The following is a 22,382-nucleotide window of genomic DNA, read 5'->3' on the forward strand; positions in this document are numbered from 1 at the left end:
CCGTCGCGCCCGATTCGCCACAAACCTACGCGTATCTCACCGGCGTGTGACCCGCTCCCGGGTCAGGTCGGCCAGCACGGCGGCGAGGGCCGCCTCCGCGGCACCGATCGCCGGGCCGCGCGAGCCCAGCCGCGTGGGGACGATCGGCGGGAGCCCGTCCCGGCGGCGCCAGGCCATCGCCGCCCGGTGTACGGCCGCGACGACGGTGTCCCCGGCGACCTCCAGCAGGTCCACGCCGAGGCCGGCCAGGGTCACCACCGCCGGGTCGAGCGCGTTGATCAGGGCGCCGAGGCCGCGGCCGAAGGCGTCGGCCGCCGCGGTCACGGCGGCGCGGGCCGGTCCGTCGCCGGCCCGGGCGGCAGCCAGCACCTCCCCGGCGAACGCCCGCGGGTCCTCGGGTTCGGCCCGCCCGAGGCTGCGAGCCATCGCCCGGCCGTCGACCATGAGGTCCCAGCAGCCGGTCGCGCCGCACGGGCAGCGCCGGCCGGGATCGCCGAACGGCACGTGCCCGAACTCGCCGCCGGCTCCGGTGGCGCCGAGCACGGGGGCGCCGCCGACGAGCAGTACCCCGCCGATGCCGACCTCGACGGTGAGGTACAGCGCCACCGCCGCCCCGCGCGCCGCGCCCCGCAGCGCCTCGGCCACGCCGGCCAGTGACGCGTCGTTGCCGACGGTCAGCGGCACGCCCCCGGCCGACGCGGCCAGCCCGGACAGGTCGACGTCGCGCCATCGCAGGGTCGCGGCCTGAGCGAGCGTGTGCCCGCGCACCGTGCCCGGCACCGCGACGCCCACGGCGGCCAGCCGGTCGCCGTGCCGCGCACGCAGCCCGGCGAGCGCCGCGCCGACCTCGGCGAGCACCTCGCCGGGCGGCCCGCCGCGGTGACGGTGCTCGGGCGCCGGGGCGAGCTCGCCGCCGATGGCCGCGGTGGTCACCGTCCACGTGGCGTGGGTCAGCTCGACGACGGCCACGAGCGGCCCCTCGGGGTGCGCCACGAGCACGGTGCTCGGCCGCCCGCGCCCGCCGGTCGGCGCCGGCGCCCGCTCGCCGAGCAGCCGCGCGGCGCGCAGCCGGCCCATGATCTCGGTCGCCGAGCCGCTGCTCAGCCCCAGGCTGGCGGCCGCCTCCGCGCGGGTCACGCCGGGGTGCTCGTGCGCGTGGCGCAGTAGCGCGAGCGCGCCCTGCACGCGCAGCGCCTCGGCCCGCATCGTCGTCATCGCCCGCTCCCGGTTATTATGCTCGTGAGACGAGTTTATTTATCCGAGGGGGTACGGGGCAATGCGGCGCTTCGCTGCGGTACTGCTGGACATGGACGGCACCCTCGTCGACTCCGACGCCGCCGTGGAGCGCGCCTGGCTGGCCTGGGCCGCCGAGGCCGGCGTCGCCGCGGACCAGATCATCCCCCACATGCACGGCAACCCGGCATCGACCACGATCCGCGCCGTGCAGCCGCACCTCGACCCGGCCGGCGTGCGGCGGGCCGCGGCGCGACAGCTGGAGCTGCAGTACGGCGACCTCGACGACGTGGTGCCGATCGCCGGCGCGGCCCGGCTGCTGGTCACGCTGAAGGAGCTGGACCTGCCGTGGGCGGTGGTCACCAGCGCCGACCGGCGGCTGGCGCTGGCCCGGCTGGGCGCCGCCGGCATCGACCCGCCGCTGCTCGTCACGGTCGAGGACACGCCGCGCGGCAAGCCCGCCCCCGACCCTTACCTGGAGGCGGCCGCCCGGCTCGGCGTGCCGCCGGGCGACTGCCTCGTGGTCGAGGACTCCCAGCCGGGCCTCGACGCGGGCCGGGCGGCCGGGGCGACGGTCGCCACGCTGCGCGGCCTCGACGGCGACCTGCGCCTCGGCGACCTGGGCGACCTCGCCGACCTGCTCACCACCGCGGGCCAGTAGCGCATCGCGGGCCGTAGCGCATCCCGGGCCAATAGCGCACCGCTAGCGCACCGCGCGATGCAACCGGAGCGGGTCGTCGTTGGTCGCATCGGTATGCGCTTCATCACGGGGATCGGCTGCGCGCTGTTGCTCACGGGACTCACCGCCTGTGGGAGCCAGGCCGGCACGACGGATACATCGAACGCCACCGCCACCTCCACCGCCGTCGCGGCGGCGCCGAGTCCGGCCGACCGGTTGTGCGGGGATCCGCAGCTCAACGACAAGCAGGTGGCCTTCGCCGGGCAGGGCGGCACGTTCCTGGCCGGCTATGCGCTCGGCGAGGGAAACGTCACCCTGGTGCTCGCGCCGCAGGCCTCCGCCACCGGCTGCTCGTGGCTGGGCTGGGCCAAACAGAAGGCCGCCGCCGGGTACCGGGTCCTCGCGTTCGACTTCAACGGCGAGGGCCGCTCGCGGCGCGCCGAGACGGGCACCAACTCCGGCGACGTCGCGGCCGCCGCGGCGTTCGCGCGGGCCAAGGGCGGACGCGGCGTGGTGCTCATCGGCGCCTCGCGGGGCGCCACCGCCACGCTCGTCGCCGGGGCGCGGCTGGAGCCGCCGGCCACCGCGGTGATCAGCCTTTCCGGGCCGGACTCCTACGCCGGCGAGAGCGCCCTGCGGGCCGTCGCGCGACTGAGCGTGCCAGTGCTGTACGTCGCGGCGACCGGCGACGGCAGCTTCGCGACAGCGGCGCAGGCGATGTACGACGCCACGCCGGGCGACCAGCGCACGCTGTCGATGGTCCCGGGCCGCCAGCACGGCACGGCGCTGCTGACCGTCACCGACGACGGAACCGCCGACGCGACCCGCGCCGTCGACGACTTCCTGGCGAACAACGCCCCGCCGAAGGGCTGAGCACTCACACACACTCGCGCGACGCGGCCCGCAGCACGGTGCCCAGGTGGTCGGCGGCGGAACACAGGCCGGCGACGGCGTCGGCCACCATCGGATCGCGGTCGCGCGACGCGAGCAGCTCGATGAGCACGCCCAGCGTGGTCGCGACGGCGTCGGCCGCCGGGTCGGGGCGCCGGCCGCGCTGCCGGGCGACACTCTGCTGCACCCACGCCAGCCGCGCCGTCTGCTGCCGGAGCATGCCGCCGGCCCCGGCGGCGTCGCGGTCGGCCTGCCAGTGCAGGTCCGCACGGTCGTCGACGTCGAGGCCGGCCAGGGACTCCAGCGCCTCGAGGCGGTCGACGAGCGCCGCGGTGATGTGCGCCAGCAGCTCCGCGCGGCGGCGCTCGTCAGCGTGGTCCTTCATGATGTACAGCGGATCGCCCGGAATCCCCAGGATGGTCATGACCCGCAGCAGATCGTCAGTGCTCGGCAGGGTTCGCACGCCGCCAGCGTAGGCCGCCCGCCGCACGGGTGCTGTGACGAATCCGGCAGCCCGGACGCGGCCCGTGGATCGAATCGGCTGAGCGGAGGGGGGCGCTCGCCGGGTACCGCGTTGCCCTTAGGCTGTGTCGAGTTCGTGGCGGCGAGACGTATGGATGACCGATACATTCCCGTGCGAAGGAGGTGGCACCGTGTCACAACGTGCGAACGGGGAAGACGACTCAGGCCGGCGCAACGCCCGGCTGTATTACCTGCTCGTGGGCGGTGCCGGCATCGTGCTGCTGCCGTTCACGGTGGCGCTGCACGAGCAGCTCTGGCCGCAGCTGCTGTCGTTGCTGCTGCTGGTCGGGGCCGGTGTGGCCGGCTTGGTGAAGTCGATGCGCGGGTCGAAGCCGCGCTCGTTCGTGGTACAACCCGGTGAGTTCGTCGCGCCACCGTCGTACTTCGGACTCGCCAACAACGCCGCGGCCATGCCCGCGATCGTCGGCATCCTGCTGAGCGTGGCGTATTCCGACGACGACTGGGGCGTCTACACCTGGATGCTCTTCGCCGTGACCGTGGCGTTCATGTATTTCGCGGTGTATGGGCTCGTCATGCTCATCCGCGGCACCGGCCGGCTGATCCTGCGCCCGGACGGCCTGACCGTCGTCGACGCCCTCGGCACCTACGACGTGCCGTGGGAGGCCATCATGACCGGGCCGCTGCCCACGGTCTTCGGCGTCGGCCGGCTCGGCATCCTGTGGCCGGAGCTGGTCCGCAGTCACGGGCCGCTGCGCCGGCGCAACCCGCAGCGCATCCAGCTGCAGCTGCAACGCTCGGCGGTGCACCGCGAGTTCCTGCACGACTCGGTCAACCATTACCTCAACCACCCGCAGGAGCGGCCGGCGATCGGCACCCGCGAGGGCCTGGACGGCCTGCTCGGGGCCCTGCACGTGCGGCGCGCCTGACCCGTCAGGCGGCCATGCCCAGCGAGCGCGGGTGGCGCGCCGAGCGGGCGGAGCGGGCCAGGGCCTGCGTCGTGCGCGGGCCCGCCACGCGGCCGCCGTCAGGGGAAACGCCGCGAAGACCCGGAATCTCACAGGTCGAGGGCGGCGCGGACCGGGTCGTGCTGCCAGCGGCTCGCGAACGCCTCGCGCACCGTCCACCCGGCGCGCAGCAGCGCTCTCTGGCGCTCCAGGTGGGCGGCGTCGCCGTCCGGGTGCGGCTCGCAGACGTAGCCGGTGCCGTCGACGACGAGGTCGACGGTCCAGTCGCCGACCGGGTAGGCCAGGCGCACGTCACGCCCGGCCGCGGCCAGCTCGGCGGCGAGGCGTGCGGCCCATGGCGGGGCCGCGCCGGCGACGGGACCGGCCGGCGCGGGCGGCGCCGCGGCGTGCGCGAGGAAGTCCGCGACGAGGCCGTTGCCGCCGGTCAGGGACGTGACCACGACGAGGCGACGGCGGGCCCGGGTCGTCATGACGTTGAACAGGTTGGGGTCGGCGGCGAAGCGCTGGCGGGCCGGGGTGTCGCCGTCGACGAGGGCCAGACAGATCACGACGGTGTCGGCCTCGCCGCCCTGGAAGGCGTGCACGGTGCCGCAGCGCAGCCCGAGCCGATCGATCTCCTCGACGGTGAGCTCCTTGAGTAGCTCCGCCTCGATCGCGTCGGCCTGCGCGCGAAACGGCGTGACGACGCCGATGCCGGTGCGCCCGGCCCGCGCGAGAGAGCGGACCGCCGCCAGGACCGCGTCGACCTCGGCACGGTTGACGCCGTCACGAACCTCGGCGCCAGGCACCCGCACGACGTCGATGGCGGCCTCGCGCTCCGCGGCCGGGGTGCGGGTCATCAGCGACAGGCGGCCGTCGTAGAAGCGCCGCGCGGCGAACTCGATGAGGTGCGGCGCGCACCGATAGTGCTCGCCGAGCCAGGTGACCGGGGCCGCGCCGACCGCCACGTCGTACGCGCTGGACCGCCGCACGTCGACCCGGTCGGGCAGCTCGTGGCGGGCCAGCGTGGCGGCCACGTCGACGTCGGCGACGAACGACACGAACCGCAGCTGGCCGGGGTCGCCGGCGACGAGGGCGCGGCGGGCCCGCGCGAGCACCGGCGCGGCGCGGATCTGGTCGACGTGCGCGGCCTCGTCCAGGATCACCAGGTCGAACAGGCCCGGCGTCGGCGGCAGCAGGTCCTCGACGTCGGCGACCGTGCCGATCCACAGCGGCAGCGCGCGCACCAGCGCCGGGCCGTCGAGCGCGGCCAGGGCCTCGCGGCGGCGGTTGCGGCCGGCGCGCAGCGCGGCGGCCAGGGCGGCGGCGCTGCGCCGGGCGTCGCCGCCCCATCGGCCGGCCGACGCGGCCGCGTCGTGCATCGCGGCGCCGGCCGCGTCCCGCAGGCGCGCGTCGGCGGCCAGCAGCGCCGGCCAGACGGGGCCGAGGTCGGTGCCGCCGTTCACGGCCAGGGTGGCCGCGGCGCGGTCCGCCTCGAGGGCCTCCAGCAGCACGGGGAGCCGCTCGGGCGCGACGCCGGCGAGCCGGCGCACCCGCGGCCGGGAGAAGAACCGCGAGGCGAGGGCCTTCTTCGCCTTCTGTACGTCGAAATCGCGGCCGAACACCTTCGGGGCCTCCAGCCGCAGGCCCGCCAGCAGCGGCTCCCAGACGGCCATGGTCGCCGCCCGCCGCTCCAGCCCGAGCGCCGCGGCGACGCCCTGCTCGATCGCCCGGACGGCGGCCGCGGCGGCGACGACTTCGGCCTGGCGGGCCTGCAGCACGCGGGACGTGACGCCGTCGGGGCGCCCGGACGCCAGCGCCAGCGCGAACCGATCGCGGCGCTCGGCGTCGCCGAACAGCACCGGCTCGGCGCCCGGGTAACGGCCGAGAAGCTCGCCGAGCACCTCGGCGGCGTGCGGCGCCTGGGTGGCGACGAGGACGGACCCGCCGCGGTACACCGTGTCGAGGGCCGCGGCGACGACGGCGTGGCTCTTGCCGTTGCCCGGCGGCCCGGACACCACGACCACCCGCTCGCGCCGGACCCGCCGGACGACCTCGCGCTGAGCCGCGTTGAGCGGCAGCGGGGAGTGCACGTCGTCCTCGTCGCCGGGCTCCCCCGGTGTGGTCGCGTCGCCGTAGACGTGGGCCAGCGCGGTGTCCTCCAGCCCGGGCCGGGCGGCCCAGGCGCGCAGCGTGTCGCGCAGCCCTGCGGAGGACACGTCGCGGGCCACGTACAGGGCCGCGGCCGCCTGACCGAGCAGCTCCCGGTCGCTCAGCCGGGCGATCGGGGTGCCGTCGGCGGCGATGCGGGCGATGCGGTCGGGTTTCAGCCCGGCGGCCTGCGCCGCGGTGGCGACCCAGGCGGTGGTGCCGGTCGCGGCGAGCCACGCCGTGGTGCCCAGCCCGGGCGCGGACTCCAGCACGGCGGCCAGTTCCCGGTCGCCGATGAGTGGCGTGACCTCGAGGTCGCCGGCCGGCACGACCCGGTGGCCGCGCAGCCCGCCGCCGGAGCGCTCCAGCCGCACCGGCTCGGCGACCAGTGGCAGCCGCAGCCGGCGGACCGACCCGTCGACCTCGGCCGAGCCCAGCAGCCACGCCCAGCCGCGGCGCAGGATCCGCTCGTCGCGGTGCAGGGCGTCCAGGGCGGCGAGCCGGTCGGCGGCCCGGCTGCGCGGCACCCGCTCCGGGTCGGCGAGCCAGACCAGGGGCTGGTCGCCCTTGGCCACGTCGAGCACACGGTCGCGCCCGGCGGGGGCGAGGTCGGCGAGCGCGGCGAGGACGCGGTCGGGTCGCATAGGTGCCCGATTCTGTCACCGCCGCGCTTCCCCGGCCCGCCCGGTGTCGTCGCGCCCCCGGTACCGGTCAGCTCGCCGTGATGCCGCCGTCGACGGTCACCACCTGGCCGGTGATGAAGCTGGCGTGGTCCGAGCCGAGGAACACCACGGCGTCGGCGATCTCGTCGGGCGTGCCGATGCGGCCCATCGGCACGCGGGCCGCGAACGCCGCCCGGCCCTGCTCGGTGCCGACGTACCGGTCGAGCATCGCGGTCTGCACCGGCCCGGGCGCGACCGCGTTGACCCGCACCCCGGACCCGGCCGCCTCGAGCGCCGCCGAGCGGGTCAGCCCCTCGACGGCGTGCTTGCTGGCCGTGTACACCGACGCCCCAGGCTCCCCGGCGTGCCCGAGGACCGAGGACATGTTGATGATGCTGCCGCTGTGCTGCGGCAGCATGGCCCGCAGCTCGTGCTTGAGGCTCAGCATGGTGCCCAGCACGTTGGTCTCGAAGGTCTCGGCGTACGTCTCGGGCGTCTGGTCCTGCAGGCGCCCGACGAACCCCTCGGTGCCCGCGTTGTTCACGGCGACGTCGAGCCGGCCGAAGCGCTGGACGGTCCCGTCCACGAGCCGCGCGACCTCGTCGTCGCGCCGGACGTCGGTGTGCACGTACGCGGCCTGCGCCCCGGCGTCGAGCAGGTCGGCGACCAGCTCCTCCCCGGCGTCGTCGTGCCGCCCGGCGACGACCACGGCGGCGTGCCGCTCGGCGAAGGCGAGCGCGGTGGCGCGGCCGATGCCGGTCAGCGCCCCGGTGATGAGTACGACAGGTGTGCTCATGTGCCCGTCTCTGCCCCCGGTGACGGCAGCCGAACCGGTCAGGGGCGGCGCAGTGCGGAGAGGATCGCCTCGCGGACCGACGCGTGGCTGGCCTGCTGGGCGCCGAGCAGCGCGGCGTCGTCCTGCACCCGCGTGGTGGCGATCGTGGTGTCCAGCGGCGCCGCCTCGGCCAGGGCGGCCGAGACCGCCGTGCCGAGCAGTTCGCCGCCGGCCCGGCCGACCTCGCCGCCGATGACGACCAGTGGCGGATCGAGCACCGCGACCACGGCCGACAGGCCGATCGCGATGCGGCCGGCGAGCACGGTGACAAAGTCGCGCGCCGCCGGGTCGCCGGCTTCGGCCCGCGCGACCGCGGCGGCCATCGTCTGTGCCGCGCTCGGGGCGGCGATGCCGCGCGCGGCGGCCAGTTCCAGAACCGCCCCGCCGCCGACCAGGTCCTGGAAGTCGACCCGCGCGGTGCCGCCGCCCGCCACGTTCATCGGCATGTACCCGATCTCGCCCGCCCCGCCCCGGGCACCCCGCAGCAGGGTGCCGCCGAGGTCGATGGCCAGCCCGAGGCCGGCCTCCCCGAGCCAGAGCAGGGTGAAGCTCTCCGCGTCGCGCCCGGCGCCGTGGGCGCGCTCGGCCACGGCCGCCAGGTTGACGTCGTTGTCGACGCCGACCGGTACCCCGAGCCGGCCGCGCAGCTCCTCGACCAGTCCGGGCCGGCCCCACCCGGGCACCTCGACGTGGTGCAGCACGTCGCCGCGCGGGTCATACGAGCCGGCCACCGCGATCTGCACCTGCGCGACCGGGTCGCGGGCGACGCCGGCCTCCTTGCACAGCGACTCGACCGTGTCGACGACCGCGGCGACCGGGTCGGTGCGGGCGAAGTCCACGGCGGACTCCAGCCGTCCGCGCACCGTCCCGGCCAGGTCGGTCACGGCGGCGGTGACGGTCGGGATGTCGCAGTCCCCGCGGTCACGCACCGACAGGGCCACGGAGTAGGCGGCGTCGCGGTTCACGGCGTAGACCTCGGCGTTGGGCCCGGGCCCCGCGCTGACGTAGCCGACCACGCTCACCAGCCCCGCCTCCGTCAGCCGCCGCAGCGCCTCCGAGATGGTCGGCTTCGACAGCCCGGTGAGATCGCGCAGCTCACCGCGGGTCAGCGGCCCGCGTTCCAGCACGTGACTCAGGGCGGCCGCGTCGTTCATAGCCCTGAGCAGCTTCGATGATCCGCCGAGGTGCGTCATGGTGGCTCGAACCGTATGGGGGCCTCAAGTCCGGTGTCAATCGCGGACCCGACGTAAGCCACCAGAACAGATGAAAACAGAACGAACAAAGGGGATGACGCGACCGTAACAGCGATCCACCCGGGATATCATGAAATGTCTGATACACCCGGGACACGCGCCCGGGCGTGTCTGGCGGCGGCACGCCGGTCTTCGGGGGCAGCGTGGGCGCGGAGGACGACCTTGCCCCAGTGCGTCCGGAGAGGGACGGTGGAACCAGAGGGGGGTCGTCATGCTGCTGGAACACAGTCCGATCGTCGTGGGCGTCGACGGTTCGACCGCATCCCTGGGTGCCGTGCGGTGGGCCGCGGACGAGGCCGCCCGGCGCGGCCGGCTGCTGCGGGTGGTGCACGCCCTGTCGTGGGAGGGCCCGGCCGACGGGCAGGGGCTCGTGCTCGACGCCGCCGCCGAGGCGAAATCCTGGCAGCCGGGCATCGCGGTGGATACGGTGACACTGGGCGGTTCGCCGGCCCGCGTGCTGCGCGAGCAGTCCCGCACCGCCGCGCTCGTCGTCATCGGCGGGCGAGTGCACGAGGGCGGCCTGCTCGACACCTCCGTGGGCGCGCATCTCGCCGCGTTCGCGCACTGCCCGGTCCTGGTGGTCAACAACGGCTGGCGATGGGCCGACCCGATGGCCGCGTTGCCCGCCCACGCCCCCGTCGTGGTGGGCGTCGACGGGTCTCCCTCCAGCCAGCGCGCCCTGGCGTACGGCTACGGCGAGGCGGCCTCCCGGCACGTGCCGCTCGTCGCCCTGCACGCCGGGCGGGCCCGGCCGCACGAGGTGGTCGCGGCCGAGCTCGAGCCGTGGCTGCGCCGGCACCCGGAGGTCGAGACCCGCTTCGACAGCCGCGACACCGGCGTGCTGGAGACGCTCACGGAGGCGGCCCGCACGGCGCTGATGCTGATCGTGGGCGCGCACCGGGTCGGGTGGTACGAGCAGCCCCACCCCAACCCGGTGACCCAGCTGGTCGTGCATCACGCCGCCTCGCCGGTGCTGGTGACGCGCAGCGTCTGAACCGCGCCCGGGTACACGCGCGCCGCCGGGGCGACAGCGGCCCAGGCGGCGCGGTGCGCGCGGCTTGCCTCGGTCAGCTGGCGCTGCCCTCCCGGGCCTCCTGGAACACGCCGGCGGCGGCGAGCTCGCTGATCACGTCGTTGAGGTGGTCGACCTGCTCGTCCGTGTTGGCCGCGGTGACCTGCACCCGGAAGCCGACCTGGTCGCGCGGCACGCCCGGGTAGGGCGCGAGGGTCACGAACAGGCCCCGCTCCCACAGCAGCTCGGAGATCTCGACGAGGTCGCGGTCCAGCGCGATCGGCAGCTCGATGATCGGCGTGTCGTCGGTGTTCGGGGTGAACACGCCCAGGCCGCGGACGTGGTTGAGCACGCGCATCGACATGCGGTAGAGCTCGGCGCGCAGCTTGTCGCCGCGCTCGGCGTTGACGTCGAAGCCGGCCAGCACCGTGGCCAGCGACGCCGTCGGCGACGGGCCGGAGTACAGGTAGGGGGCCGCGGACGCCTTGAGCCGGTTCTTGAGCACCGTCGGCACCGCCAGGAACGCCAGCAGCGACGAATACGCCTTGGAGAAGCCGCCGACGAGCACGATGTCGTCGTAGGACTCCCCGAAGTACCGCACGATGCTGTTGCCCGCGGCGCCATAGGGGCTGGTCTCGTCCTCGCGGCGCTCGCCGATGACCCCGAAGCCGTGGGCGTCGTCGACGTAGAGGATGGCGCCGTGCGCCCGGCACAGGTCCAGATATTTCCGGATGTCGGGGACGTTTCCGGTCATGCTGTTCACGCCGTCCATGCACACCAGCACCGGCGCCGCCAGGGCCCCGCCCGCCAGCAGCGACGCGAGCTCGTCCAGGGAGCGGAAGCGCGACAGCGTGGCGCCCTGCGCGCGCGCGAAGACGCAGCCGTCCCAGATGGTCTTGTGCGCCCGCGAGTCGACCAGCAACGTCCCCCGCTGGGCCAGCGCCGGGATCACCGACAGGTGGATCTGCGTGATGGTCGGCAGCACGAGCGTGTCGGGCGCGCCGAGCAGCGCGGCGAGGCGCTCCTCGATCCGCGGGTACAGCGCGGGATTGCCCAGCATCCGCGACCACGACGGATGGGTGCCCCAGCGGCGCAGCTCGTCCCGCACGCCGTCGATGATCTGCGGCTCGAGGTCGAAGCCCAGGTAGTTGCAGGAGGCCCAGTCGGTCAGCCAGTGCTCGCCGACGCGGATCCGCCGCCCGTCGATCTCGTCGATGACGGCGTCGTAGAAGCGGGTCTGCGAGCGCAGGCGGGCGATGCCGCTGTACCGCGGGTCAAGATCGACTTCAGTGGCGAGATCTGAGACATGCACGTGTCCTCCGGATTGCTCAGGCTGCGGCGCGACCTCGCGGTCGAGGCCCCGACGCATCGTCCGACAACCATTGACTTGCGTCACCGTAGCTCAACGGCCGCGAGAACATGTACCCCTGGCCGTGGTCGCAGCCCATCGACACGAGCAGTTCCCGCTCGGCCGGGGTCTCGATCCCCTCGGCCACGACCTGCAGTTTCAGCAGCCGGGCCAGCTGGACGATCATGTTCACGACCGCGTGCTGCTCCGTCGAGGAGGCAATGGTGTCGATGAAGCTCTTGTCCAGCTTGAGCACGTCGACGGGCAGCCGGCGCAGGTAGGACAGCGACGAGAAGCCGGTGCCGAAGTCGTCGATGGCGATCCGCACGCCGGCCTGGCGCAGCGCGGCGAGTTCCGCGGCGACCTCGCCGTCGTCGTGCAGCAGCAGGCTCTCGGTCATCTCCAGCAGCAGGGCACCGGGCGGCAGGCCCATCCGGCCGATCTCGGCGAGCACCCACTGGGCGAAGTCCGGCGAGCGGAACTGCCGCGCCGAGACGTTGACCGAGACGTAGATCTCCTCGCCCGGGTACGCGAGGCGCCACTGCGCGGCGGCGGTGATGGCGTTGCTGAGCACCCAGGCGCCGAGCGGCACGATGAGGCCGCTCTCCTCGGCGACGGAGATGAACTCGTCGGGCGGCACCATGCCGCGGGTCGGGTGGTTCCACCGCACGAGGGCCTCGAAGCCGCGCGTGCGGTCGTCGGCGAGGGTGACGATCGGCTGGAAGTGCAGCAGGAACGCCTCGTCGGCGATGGCCCGGTCGAGGTCGGCGCGCAGCTTGTGCCGCTCGACGACCGCGCTGTGCAGCGAGGACTCGTAGCGCCGCCAGCGGTCCCGGCCGGCGTCCTTGGCCACGTAGACGGCGAGGTCGGCGTGGCGCAGCAGGTCCTGGGCGCTGGCGGCCTCGGCGGTCGTGGCCACCCCGATGCTGGCGGTGGCGGTGACGCTGCCGTGGGCGAGCCCGAACGGCGCGGTGAAGCTGCGCAGCACCCGCTCCGCGACCCGCTCCACGTCGGCGGGCGCGCCCGCCCGGCGCACCAGAGCGGCGAACTCGTCACCGCCGAGCCGGGCGACGGTCCCGGCCGCGCCGTAGGAGCCGTCGACGGCCCGCAGCGCCTCGGTGAGCCGCTGCCCCACCGCGACCAGCAGCGCGTCGCCGGCACCGTGGCCGAAGGTGTCGTTGACGACCTTGAAGTCGTCGAGCTCGACGATGAGCACGCCGACGGTGGCCCCGGTCTCCGCGCCGGAGGCGACCGCCTCCTGCACCCGGGTCAGGAACACCTCACGGTTGGGCAGCTTGGTGAGCGCGTCGAAGGTCGCCCGCTGGTACAGCTCGGCCTCCAGCCGGCTGCGCTCGGTCACGTCCCGCAGCGTGACGACCAGGCCGCGCACGGTCGGCTCGTCGCGCAGGTCCCGGAACGCGGCCTCGACCAGCGCCGGCCGCCCATCGGCGCCGGTCACCCGCAGGTCCTCGCCGGGCCGGTCGGCGCCGCCGGTGCGCACCTCGTGCAGCCGCCGCTCGACCTCGATGGCGCTGCCGCCGGCGAACGCGGACAGCAGCGCGGTGCCGACGAGGTCGGAGCCGAACAGCGCCTGGGCCGAGGGGCTCGCGTAGCGGACCAGGTCGTCGGCGCCGACGATGAGGATGACGTCGGCGGTGTTGAGCACGAGGGTGCGGAAGTACGCCTCGCTGTTGCGCCGCCCGATCTCCTCGCCGAGCGCGATGCGCTCCAGCGCCATGGCGGCCTGGGTGGCGAGGATCTGGGCGGCGTCATGCAGGCCGACGAGCATCACCTCGTCCGCCGCGACGTAGAGCGCCCGCTCGGCGTCGCGCCCGCCGGCGAGCGCGAGCGGGCAGCACAGCGCCACCTCGAAGTCGCCGAGCGCGACGGCGACCTCGGGGTCCACGGCGGACGTGTACGGCATCGACACCTTGCCGCCCAGGGCCGGGCCGAACGCGACCGCGTGGGAGCGACCGGGCGGCAGCAGCTCGGCGACGGCGCCGCGCACCGTGCGGACGACCGCCTCCTCGTCGGTGGCCATCAGCAGCGCGGCACCCGCGCTGCGCAGCCGCCGCTCGCGCTGCACGGTGAGCCGTTGCGCGCGAACCGCCCGGCCCAGCCGCAGCAGGACCAGCCCGGACAGCAGCGCCGACACGGCGGCTATGGCGGCGGCGTCGCGCACCCGGCCTCCCCGCATCTCGACGAACAGCACGATCGGTGCGATGAACAGTGACAGGCCCAGCGACAGCAGCCGGCCGAGGCGCTCGTCGCCGCCGCGCTGGACCTTGGGCTCGGTGAGCTGCCGCATGGAAGGGTGCAGCGCCGCGGCGCCCCACAGCACGTAGAACCCGGCCCAGCCGATGTCGACCGGGCCGCCGGTCGCCCAGTCGCCGGCGAGCTGGCGCAGGCCGTAGCCCACGTCCGAGCTCAGCAGCCCGATCCCGCCGGCGGCCAGCAGCGCGATCGCGGTGTTGAACCGCACCGAGGCGATGAGCCGCGCGCCGACGAGCAGCACGACCATGTCGGCCAACGGGTAGGCGATGGAGATGGTTCGCTCCAGCGCCGACAGGTTCTGGTTCTCCACGAGCGGGCGGATCAGGAAGATGTACGACAGCAGCCCGAGCCCGGCGGTCAGCGTGATGGCGTCGAACAGCCCGGCGGGGTCGCGGCGCACCACGCCGAGGCGATAGAGCCAGAGCAGGGCAGCGGCGATGAGCGCGTAGACCGTAAGGTAGAACCCGTCGGCGACCGACGGGAAGCCGGGCCGGTGCAGCAGCCTGGTCAGCACGTCGGCGGCGAGGTCGCCGGTGATGAAACACGCGACCGCGGCGGCCAGCAGCAGCCATGGCGCCCGGCGGCGCGGCCGGTGCAGATACACGCCGAGCAGGATCCCCGCGACGCTCGCGAAGCCGATCGCCGACCACAGCACGAGGTGGAGTTCGGGCAGCGCGAAGTTGGCGATCACGAGGACCACCATCGTGCCGACGTACCCCGCCAGCACCCCGCGTGCCGACCCGCTCACTCCCAGCTGCCCTTACCTGAATCCCTTTTCCGGACCCCGCGCTTGCCTGCGGCCAGGCAGACGCTACCCAGTTCATTGCCGAATGAGGAGTACCTGGCAGGATCGTTCCGAGCAGCACGCACGACGCCATTCACGCCATTTGCGCATTTGGCGGTTTAGATGGTACTGCTGAGGGCTCGCCAGATCTACACCGCGCGACGGGCAGTTTTACGCACGGCAACCGATTTCCTCATTCATTCACGCGTTCTTTCGCGGTCGTTCACCCACGGTTGCCGCCGAGCGGGTTGCCCGACGGCCCGCGGGCGGACGTCGGCAACGACGCGCAGCCTATATCGCCGCGAGGAACGCCTCCGAGACAGGGCCGGTGACGTCGGCGCCCGAGCCGGCGACGTAGACGCAGCAGGCGACGTCGCCGCGTACCCCGGCGCTCAGGCCGGGCACGCTCAGGCCGGACACGCTCAGCGCGCCGGAGATGGCGGGGCCGGCCGGGGCCGGGTCGCCTGGCGGCGGGCTCTTGACCGGGGCCGGCTGCTGCCACTTTCCGCACACGAGGGCGGCGGCCGCCGCGGCGTAGCCGATCGGGGCGGCGACGACGCCGTCTGGCGCGGCGCGGCCGGGCGACCGAGGAGGCACTGTTGGTGATCGCCGGGCGCGGCGACGTGGCCGGGGAGGTGAACACGTCCGCGCCGAGGCGCCAGGGCGCGCCGACGCCGAGCGCGGCTAGGCCGGCGGGCCAGGCTAGGCCAGCGAGCCAGGCCAGCGAGCCAGGCCAGCGAGCCAGGCCAGCGAGCCAGGCCAGCGAGCCAGGCCGGGCCGGGGACCTCGCCGAGCAGCGCCAGGTCGTATCCGGCGGCGTCGGGGCCGCCAGCGGCCGCCAGCACGGGCTCGTCGCTGACCCGGAGCGACCAGCGCCGGCTGCCTGGCCGTCTTGGCCAGGGCGCCCTCGGCGGCGTTCTGGACGTGCACGTCGAGCGTCGTGGCGATGGTGGCGCCGTCCTGCGGCGGGGCCGTGAACAGCGGCTCGCCGGCCTTCCCCGCGGCCGCGCCGACCGGCGAGGACGCCGACGGCGACGGCGCGGGCGCCGGCTCCAGCGGCACCACGCTCAACCCGGGCAGACCGCGCGACTGGGTGTCGTACCGCCACCGCAGCCCGGTCAGGCCCCTGACGTCGCCGGCCTTGAGCTCGCGTCGATGAGCTCCTTCCTCGCGGGGCCGGAGGCGCCCAGCAGCGCGCGGGCGAACGTGCGGGTCATCGGCAGCGACAGGGCGCGCACGCCGTCGGTGCCGGTCAGGTCGCCGGCGATCTCGGTGTAGTCGCTCCTGCGCGGCGTGAGCACCTCGACGAACGCGTCGGGCTTGGCGGTCCCGATCCGGTCGGGCAGCGCCTGCACGCCGACGTCGACGCGCACCGACCGGAACACGAGGCCGAGCCGCTTGACCAGGGCGCCGACGTCCGGCACCCGCTGCGGCTCGACGCCAACGCCGGTGAAGTCCGCCTTGCGCCAGGCCGCCAGGAACGCGGCGAGCCGGTCGCCGACCGACGGCGGGTCGTCGTCGCACGCCGCCAGGGCGGGTGCGGCCAGGGTCAGGGCCGCGAGCAGAAGCACCATCCCCCTGAAGCTTCCGCACGGCCCCGACCCTGACGCGGCCTATGCGGACAGCCGGGACACCGACCGCATCTTGTTCATCGCGTCAAGCGCGGCGACCTTGTAGGACTCCGCGAGGGTCGGGTAGTTGAACACCGCGTCCACCAGGTAGTCGACGGTCCCGCCGCAGCCCATCACCGTCTGTCCGATGTGGACGAGCTCGGTCGCGCCCGTGCCGAACACGTGCACGCCGAGGATCTTCCCGTCCTCCGGCGACACGATGATCTTCAGCATGCCGTACGAGTCGCCGATGATCTGGCCGCGGGCCAGCTCCCGGTAGCGGGCGATGCCGACCTCGAACGGGATGTTGTTCTCGGTCAGGTCCTCCTCGGTGCGCCCGACGAAGCTGATCTCCGGGATGGTGTAGATGCCGATCGGCTGCAGCGCGTGCATGCCGCGCACCGGCTCGTCGCAGGCGTGGTGGGCGGCCAGCCGGCCCTGCTCCATCGACGTCGACGCGAGCGCCGGGAAGCCGATGATGTCGCCGACGGCGTAGATGTGCGCCACCTCGGTGCGGAAGTGCTCGTCGACCTTGATCCGCCCGCGCTCGTCGGCGCTCAGGCCCGCCTTGTCCAGCGCGAGCAGGTCGGCGGCGCCCTGCCGCCCGGCCGAGTACATGACCGTGTCCGCCGCGATCCGCTTGCCGCTGGCCAGCACCGCGACGGCGCTGCGGCCGTGGCGCTGCACCGAGGCGACCGACTCGCGGAACCGGAACGACACCGACAGGTCGCGCAGGTGGTACTTCAGCGCCTCGATGATCTCCAGGTCACAGAAGTCCAGCATGCGCTCGCGCCGCTCGACGACGGTGACCTTGGTGCCGAGCGCGGCGAACATCGACGCGTACTCGATGCCGATGACCCCGGCCCCGACCACGACCATCGAGCCGGGCACCTTGTCCAGGTTGAGGATGCCGTCGGAGTCGATGATCGTCACGTCGTCGAAGTCCACGCTGTCCGGCCGCGCGGGCCGCGTCCCGGCCGCGACGATGATCTTCTCCGCGGACACGTGCGACTCTTGCCCCTGGTCGTCCTCGATCACGAGGGTGTGCGGGTCGACGAAGCTGCCGGTGCCCGGCAGCAGCCGCACCCGGTTGCGGGCCAGCTGGCTGCGGATGACCTCGATCTCCCGCCCGACGACGTGCGCGGTACGGGCGGCCAGATCACTGACGGTGATGTCCTCCTTGACGCGGTAGCTCTGGCCGTACATGTCCCGCTGGTTGAGACCCGTCAGGTACGTCACAGCCTCACGTAGCGTCTTGCTCGGGATGGTGCCGGTGTTGATGCAGACCCCACCGATCATGTTGCGCCGCTCGATGACGGCGACCCGGCGGCCGAGCTTCGCCGCCGCGATGGCGGCCTTCTGCCCACCCGGCCCGGAGCCGAGGACGAGGACATCAAAGTCGTACATGCGCCACAGTGTCCCGGCCGCGCCCGGGATCGTAAAGCCGGTGCCCGTTATGGTCATCGGCGTGAAACGACTTCTTCAGGCGGTGTCGATCATCCTCGACCTGCTCCGCCCGTCAGGTTCCGGCACCCAGGCCGCCCCAGGAGCCCCGGCGCCGACCCGCCCGCCCCGCCCGGCTGGCCCGGCCGGCCCGGTGCCCGGCCCGAAGCACCCGGTGCCCGGCCCGCCCGCGCGGCACGAGACGCAGAATCTGCTGGAGTACTCCCCGCAGCTGGACGGCGACGCGGACCCCGGCGAGGTCGTGTGGACGTGGGTGGCGTACGAGGACGACCCGAGCCAGGGCAAGGACCGCCCGGTGCTGGTCGTGGGGCGCAAGGGCAGCTCGGTGCTCGGCCTGATGCTGTCGAGCCAGTCCGAGCGCGACGGCCAGCGCAACTGGTTCGCGCTGGGCCCGGGCTCGTGGGATCGCGACAAGCGCCCGAGCTGGGTACGCCTGGACCGCGTCCTCACGGTCGAAGCCCACGGCATCCGCCGCGAGGGCGCGATCCTGGACCGTGAGCGCTTCGACCGCGTCGCCGCGCAGCTGCGCTCGCACTACGGCTGGTCCTGACCGCTCGCCCAGCCGGGCACGATCGCCTATGGATCACCGCGCCATCATGGGCAATGACGGACAAGCCGGGTGCGGCGCGCCCCGGCTTGTCCGCGGCGCCGCCCACGGCTCAGGACCTCGCCGGGGCCATCGACAGCATCCGGCCCAGCTCGTCGCGCATGACCGCCGCCGCGGCGTCGAAGTCCTCGGCCGTGGTCTCGGTGCCGTCGCGGGTCACGACCCGCCAGGTGCCGTCGGCCGAGGCGGACAGCGTCGCCCGCGCCGGCTGCACGCCCCGCGCGAAGTCCGCCATCGGCGAGGCCGTGAACGTGGCCAGCGCGGGCCGGTGGCGGTGCAGGAACCGGTCCGCGATCGCCAGGAGCGGCTCGCACGCGTCGGCGCCGGGGGCGATCGGGGAGATGTCGTAGCAGCGGTACGCCCGCGCGGCCACGAGCACCCGGATCCGCTCGGCGTCCAGCAGCAGCGCACCGTCCGCGTGGTCCTCGGCGGTCAGCCCGACCTGCACGAACCCGCGCGGACGGTGCAGCCCGGCGGCCACCGCCGCCACCGCCGGGGCCAGTTCGAGCCGGCTGCCGTCGACCGGGGCGGCCAGGTGGCGCAGCAGCAGCGACCCTACCCCGGCGCTGAGCACCGCGTCGGTCCGGTCGGCGTCGGTGAGCCCGAGCAGCCGTGGGGTCTCCCCCGGCCAGCCCCCGCTGGCCAGCAGGAACGACAGTTCGGCGGCGGTCATGCTGAGCTGTTCGGTGGCGGTCCCGTCCATGGTGTCCATCCCGTCGCGGTCGCGGTAACGACAAGCCGCGGTGATACGCCGCTGCGAGAGGCGCACACACGCGTCGCTGTGCTCAACGGTTCGGCGCGCCCCGGGTCACGCACGGAATCGCCCGGAATCGCACGGCCCGGAGCGACGGCGCTACCGCGGCTGCAGGACCCGCGGGTGGCGGATGCCCGGGTGGCCCTGTGGCAGCGAGCGGCGCAGCACCCACCAGCTGACCGCCAGGCACGCCGCCACGAGCGGCCAGGTCAGCACGGTCTGCGCGGCGGCGAGCCACAGCACCTGCCCGGTCCACCAGAGCGGGACGAAGACGAGCAGCCGCACGAGGTACTGCCCGACCCAGACCCAGCTGGCCCGCTGGTACGCCCGCAGCAGGTCCGCATCGGCGCGCCACCGCGCCTTCTGCCCCAGCACCGTGCCGACGACCAGCCCGAGGAAGGGCCAGCGCACCAGGATGCTCGCCGCCCACGCCAGCGCGCTGGCCGCGTTCGTGAGCACCCGGACCCCGAAGAAGTCCTCGGCCCGCCCGGTGCGCAGCGCCACCAGCGCGCCGAGGCACACGACGAGCAGGCTGACCACGGTGCCGATCGGCCGGCGCCGCTCGGCCACCCGCCACGCCGCCACGCCCGCGCCGGCCAGCACCGCCACGCCGGCGCCCAGCGGGATGGAGCGCCCGCCGGCGAGCCAGCCGGCCGCGAACGCGAGCACCGGGACGGCGGTCTCCACGGCCGATCGCCAGCCGCCGAGCAGCTCGCTCAGTGTCTCCCCGCCGACCTCACCGTCGCGCGCCATCCGTCCCCCGCCCAACCGGTCCAAACCGCGACTAAGCCTGCCCTACGCACAACGGTCAAGGCAAGGAGCGCAGCCGCCCCGCGTGGTTCAGCCGCGTGGCAGCGTGTCCGGGTCGATCAGCGCCTCCGCCTCCCCGCCGACGATGTCCTGGCGCAGCTGGTCGAGGCGGCCGAGCAGCGACACCGAGTCGAGCACGGCCAGCGCCGTCGGAAACACCGTGTGCACCTGCTCCACCGCGGCGATCAGCCCGGCCCGCAGCGAGGTGTCGTCGGACGCCACGCCGTCGACGCGCTGATCCAGCAGATCGCCGAGCGCGGCGAGCAGCGCCTGGAGGGTGCCGCGGTCCAGCGCCGGCGCCGGGCCGGGCCGGTCGTAGAGCCGGTCGACCGCCAGGGAGATGGCCCGCACCTGCAGGGTCACGCGGGTCAGCCACAGCTGCTCGCGCCGCACCTCGGCCACGTCGCGGCGCAGCCGCCGGGCGAACACGTTGAGGAGGGTGACCTCCTCCAGCCCGGCGATCGCGGCGCCCGCCTCGGCGCTGACGTCGTTGAGCTTGCGCGACTCGGCGATCCAGTCGTGGCGGGCGTCCGGGCCGAGCGGCTCCGCCTCGTCACCGGCCCGGGCGGCCAGCTCGCCGGCGATGCGGCGCAGCACGGTGACGCACGCCCGCCCCCAGGTGCCGAGGGCGGCGTGGATCCTTCGGGTGTGCGGCGGCTCCGGCACGACGACCGCGATCGTCAGGCCGACGGCCGAGCCGATGGCGACGTCGATGAAGCGCCATTGGCCGTACCCGTGGGCGACCGGCGCCAGCACGAGCACCGCGAGGGTGGCGATGGTGACCTGGTTGCGTGCCAGCGGCGTGTTGGTGATCTGCCGGGCCACGGCGAGCGCGGCGAATGCGGCCAGGGCCAGCGACCACCAGGTGAGCCCGAGCAGCTGCGTCCAGCCGATCGCGAGCGCCGTGCCGACGAGGTTGGCGAACAGCAGCTGCAGCCCGGTGGCGATCGAGCCGTACACGCTGGCCTGCAGCGTCAGTACCGCGATCACCGGCGCGAAGAGCACCGCCGCGTTCTCACCGAACTGCCGGGCGGTCACCCAGGCGGTCGTCGCCGCGGCGGTGGTCTTCAGGACGGTGAGCCAGCCGGGCCGGCTCTTCGGCACGCTGGCGAGCAGGGTGCCGAGTGGCTCGGTCACCACGGCGTGCGGTCTGCGCGGCACGCCTCGATCCTCTCGAAGTCCGGTCATCGCACCGAGTTGCCGCACCGAGTCGCCGGGCTCGCCGCGACATCCCTAAGACTTTCTCCGCCGGCCCGGATTCCAAACAGACGATCCGGACATCGCACGTTATGGTCCTCGCGTGCGCAACTACGAGCATCCCAACCTGTTCAACTTCCGCGACCTGGGCGGATACCCGGCTTCCGGCGGCCGGAGCACCCGCTGGCGGCGGCTGTACCGCTCCGACTCGCTGAGCCGCGTCGACCCCGCCAACGCCTCCTCGTTCACCGCGCTGGGCGTGCGCACCGTCATCGACCTGCGCCGGCCCCGCGAGATCGAGCGGGACGGGCGCGTCCACGCCTTCGACGGCCTCACCTACCACCACCTCAACCCGATGCACGCCGAGTGGGAGGAGGCGACCGACAACGACGAGCCCAGCGACGCGCGCTGGCTCGCCAACCGCTACCTCGACCTCGCCGAGCACGGCCACGCCGCGATCCGCGCCGTGGTCGAGGTCATCGCCGAGGCCGGCAACGCGCCGGTCGTCGTGCACTGCGTCGCGGGCAAGGACCGCACCGGCGTGGTGTCGGCGGTGACGCTCGGCGCGCTCGGCGTGCCCGACGAGGTCATCGCCGAGGACTACGCGCTGACCAGCGCCGCGACCGACCGGAGCATGGCGTACCTGCGGGGGCTGCATCCCGAGATCGCCAGCATGCCGGACCGCTGGCTGCTCTCCCCGGCCGAGACGATGCTGCTCTTCCTCGGCGACCTGCGGGCCAGCCACGGCTCGATCCGCGCATACCTGGACCTGCCGGAGCAGACCTACGCCCGCCTCGAGGCGAGCCTGCTGGAAGCCCCGGCATGACACGGGTGTGCCGCGGCCAGGTTGGCGTGACGCGCTGTGGATGGCGGGGCCGGTGCAGCCACACCAGCGGCTGATCGACATCGACGCCCGCTCGAACGACATCCGGGCGGGCCGGTCAGCCGACGTAATCGGATGTCCCGATGTTGTTGTTGGCTAGAGATTCAATGGTCTACGATCGTCGAACTTGGGAAGTAACCGGAGGCGGGACATCATGCGCGTGTTACTCCATCCCGCGGAGGATGAGATCCGCCTGGAGAACCTCTTCCACGCGCTCAGCGATCCGGCCCGCCTCGAGGTGGTCCGGACGCTGATCGCGCTCGGCAGTGAGCAGTCCTGCAATTCGCTCGGCGAGGCAATGGCCAAGTCCACGTTCTCCCATCACCTCAAGGTGCTGCGGGAGTCCGGCGTCACCCGCACTCGGGTGTCCGGCACTCACCGTTATGTCACGGTCCGGTCGGATGAGCTCAATCGCCGGTTCCCTGGCCTGCTCGACCTGGTCGAGCGCAGTGGCCCGCCGACGTTGACCGAGGCGGCTGCCGCGGCGCTCTCAGCCGCCCGCGCCTAG

Annotated in this window: 21 protein-coding genes; 7 read left to right on the top strand and 14 right to left on the bottom strand. The window is 74.2% G+C overall.

What is annotated here, in order from left to right:
- Positions 1 to 36 precede the first annotated feature (36 nt).
- Positions 37 to 1,215 (bottom strand): ROK family transcriptional regulator, encoded by a 1,179-nt coding sequence (locus AB0367_RS23850; protein WP_366228604.1) that lies wholly within the window; start codon positions 1,213 to 1,215, stop codon positions 37 to 39.
- Between the two features lie 61 nt (positions 1,216 to 1,276).
- Here AB0367_RS23850 and AB0367_RS23855 point away from each other — a divergent pair, with 61 nt between their 5' ends.
- Both AB0367_RS23855 and AB0367_RS23860 read left to right on the top strand, forming a co-directional pair.
- Positions 1,277 to 1,894, top strand: a complete 618-nt coding sequence (locus tag AB0367_RS23855; protein ID WP_366228605.1) for an HAD-IA family hydrolase — start codon at positions 1,277 to 1,279, stop codon at positions 1,892 to 1,894.
- A 93-nt stretch (positions 1,895 to 1,987) separates the two neighbouring features.
- On the top strand, positions 1,988 to 2,785 hold the full coding sequence (locus tag AB0367_RS23860) for an alpha/beta hydrolase (RefSeq protein WP_366228606.1): 798 nt from the start codon (positions 1,988 to 1,990) through the stop codon (positions 2,783 to 2,785).
- A gap of 4 nt (positions 2,786 to 2,789) precedes the next feature.
- Here AB0367_RS23860 and AB0367_RS23865 read toward each other — a convergent pair whose 3' ends face one another.
- Entirely contained in the window at positions 2,790 to 3,266 is a 477-nt protein-coding gene (locus AB0367_RS23865; protein WP_366228607.1) for a hypothetical protein, read from the bottom strand.
- A gap of 190 nt (positions 3,267 to 3,456) precedes the next feature.
- On the opposite strand from AB0367_RS23865, the gene AB0367_RS23870 reads away from it, so the two are divergent.
- Positions 3,457 to 4,212, top strand: coding sequence for a hypothetical protein (locus AB0367_RS23870; protein WP_366228608.1), 756 nt, complete (start codon positions 3,457 to 3,459; stop codon positions 4,210 to 4,212).
- 128 nt (positions 4,213 to 4,340) lie between these two features.
- Here AB0367_RS23870 and AB0367_RS23875 read toward each other — a convergent pair whose 3' ends face one another.
- From AB0367_RS23875 to AB0367_RS23885, 3 genes are all read right to left on the bottom strand, one after another.
- The gene (locus AB0367_RS23875; RefSeq protein ID WP_366228609.1) at positions 4,341 to 7,025 is read right to left on the bottom strand and encodes an ATP-binding protein; all 2,685 of its coding nucleotides are present in this window, start codon (positions 7,023 to 7,025) and stop codon (positions 4,341 to 4,343) included.
- A 67-nt stretch (positions 7,026 to 7,092) separates the two neighbouring features.
- On the bottom strand, positions 7,093 to 7,839 hold the full coding sequence (locus AB0367_RS23880; protein WP_366228610.1) for a glucose 1-dehydrogenase: 747 nt from the start codon (positions 7,837 to 7,839) through the stop codon (positions 7,093 to 7,095).
- A 38-nt stretch (positions 7,840 to 7,877) separates the two neighbouring features.
- On the bottom strand, positions 7,878 to 9,071 hold the full coding sequence (locus AB0367_RS23885; RefSeq protein ID WP_366228611.1) for an ROK family transcriptional regulator: 1,194 nt from the start codon (positions 9,069 to 9,071) through the stop codon (positions 7,878 to 7,880).
- Positions 9,072 to 9,342: 271 nt separating this feature from the next.
- Here AB0367_RS23885 and AB0367_RS23890 point away from each other — a divergent pair, with 271 nt between their 5' ends.
- Entirely contained in the window at positions 9,343 to 10,125 is a 783-nt protein-coding gene (locus AB0367_RS23890; protein WP_366228612.1) for a universal stress protein, read from the top strand.
- A gap of 73 nt (positions 10,126 to 10,198) precedes the next feature.
- Here AB0367_RS23890 and AB0367_RS23895 read toward each other — a convergent pair whose 3' ends face one another.
- From AB0367_RS23895 to sthA, 6 genes are all read right to left on the bottom strand, one after another.
- A complete protein-coding gene (locus tag AB0367_RS23895) occupies positions 10,199 to 11,455 on the bottom strand; it encodes a pyridoxal phosphate-dependent aminotransferase family protein (protein WP_366228613.1) in 1,257 nt (418 codons plus the stop codon).
- A gap of 16 nt (positions 11,456 to 11,471) precedes the next feature.
- Positions 11,472 to 14,513 (bottom strand): EAL domain-containing protein, encoded by a 3,042-nt coding sequence (locus tag AB0367_RS23900; RefSeq protein WP_366228614.1) that lies wholly within the window; start codon positions 14,511 to 14,513, stop codon positions 11,472 to 11,474.
- A 327-nt stretch (positions 14,514 to 14,840) separates the two neighbouring features.
- Positions 14,841 to 15,146 (bottom strand): hypothetical protein, encoded by a 306-nt coding sequence (locus tag AB0367_RS23905; protein ID WP_366228615.1) that lies wholly within the window; start codon positions 15,144 to 15,146, stop codon positions 14,841 to 14,843.
- A gap of 105 nt (positions 15,147 to 15,251) precedes the next feature.
- Positions 15,252 to 15,611 (bottom strand): hypothetical protein, encoded by a 360-nt coding sequence (locus AB0367_RS23910; RefSeq protein ID WP_366228616.1) that lies wholly within the window; start codon positions 15,609 to 15,611, stop codon positions 15,252 to 15,254.
- Between the two features lie 56 nt (positions 15,612 to 15,667).
- The gene (locus AB0367_RS23915) at positions 15,668 to 16,123 is read right to left on the bottom strand and encodes a hypothetical protein (RefSeq protein ID WP_366228617.1); all 456 of its coding nucleotides are present in this window, start codon (positions 16,121 to 16,123) and stop codon (positions 15,668 to 15,670) included.
- 39 nt (positions 16,124 to 16,162) lie between these two features.
- Positions 16,163 to 17,566, bottom strand: a complete 1,404-nt coding sequence (gene sthA / locus AB0367_RS23920) for a Si-specific NAD(P)(+) transhydrogenase (protein ID WP_366228618.1) — start codon at positions 17,564 to 17,566, stop codon at positions 16,163 to 16,165.
- A gap of 190 nt (positions 17,567 to 17,756) precedes the next feature.
- Here sthA and AB0367_RS23925 point away from each other — a divergent pair, with 190 nt between their 5' ends.
- Positions 17,757 to 18,173, top strand: a complete 417-nt coding sequence (locus AB0367_RS23925; RefSeq protein ID WP_366228657.1) for a type II toxin-antitoxin system PemK/MazF family toxin — start codon at positions 17,757 to 17,759, stop codon at positions 18,171 to 18,173.
- Positions 18,174 to 18,282: 109 nt separating this feature from the next.
- Here AB0367_RS23925 and AB0367_RS23930 read toward each other — a convergent pair whose 3' ends face one another.
- The 3 genes from AB0367_RS23930 to AB0367_RS23940 form a co-directional block, all read right to left on the bottom strand.
- Entirely contained in the window at positions 18,283 to 18,933 is a 651-nt protein-coding gene (locus AB0367_RS23930; RefSeq protein WP_366228621.1) for a hypothetical protein, read from the bottom strand.
- A gap of 150 nt (positions 18,934 to 19,083) precedes the next feature.
- Positions 19,084 to 19,737 (bottom strand): DUF3159 domain-containing protein, encoded by a 654-nt coding sequence (locus tag AB0367_RS23935; RefSeq protein ID WP_366228622.1) that lies wholly within the window; start codon positions 19,735 to 19,737, stop codon positions 19,084 to 19,086.
- An 87-nt stretch (positions 19,738 to 19,824) separates the two neighbouring features.
- Positions 19,825 to 20,955, bottom strand: a complete 1,131-nt coding sequence (locus AB0367_RS23940; protein ID WP_366228624.1) for an aromatic acid exporter family protein — start codon at positions 20,953 to 20,955, stop codon at positions 19,825 to 19,827.
- A 139-nt stretch (positions 20,956 to 21,094) separates the two neighbouring features.
- Between AB0367_RS23940 and AB0367_RS23945 the strand changes: the two genes are divergently transcribed.
- Positions 21,095 to 21,817, top strand: a complete 723-nt coding sequence (locus AB0367_RS23945; RefSeq protein WP_366228626.1) for a tyrosine-protein phosphatase — start codon at positions 21,095 to 21,097, stop codon at positions 21,815 to 21,817.
- Positions 21,818 to 22,028: 211 nt separating this feature from the next.
- The gene (locus AB0367_RS23950; protein ID WP_366228627.1) at positions 22,029 to 22,382 is read left to right on the top strand and encodes a helix-turn-helix transcriptional regulator; all 354 of its coding nucleotides are present in this window, start codon (positions 22,029 to 22,031) and stop codon (positions 22,380 to 22,382) included.

The organism is Dactylosporangium sp. NPDC051484, from assembly GCF_040689395.1.
Taxonomy (GTDB): domain Bacteria; phylum Actinomycetota; class Actinomycetes; order Mycobacteriales; family Micromonosporaceae; genus Dactylosporangium.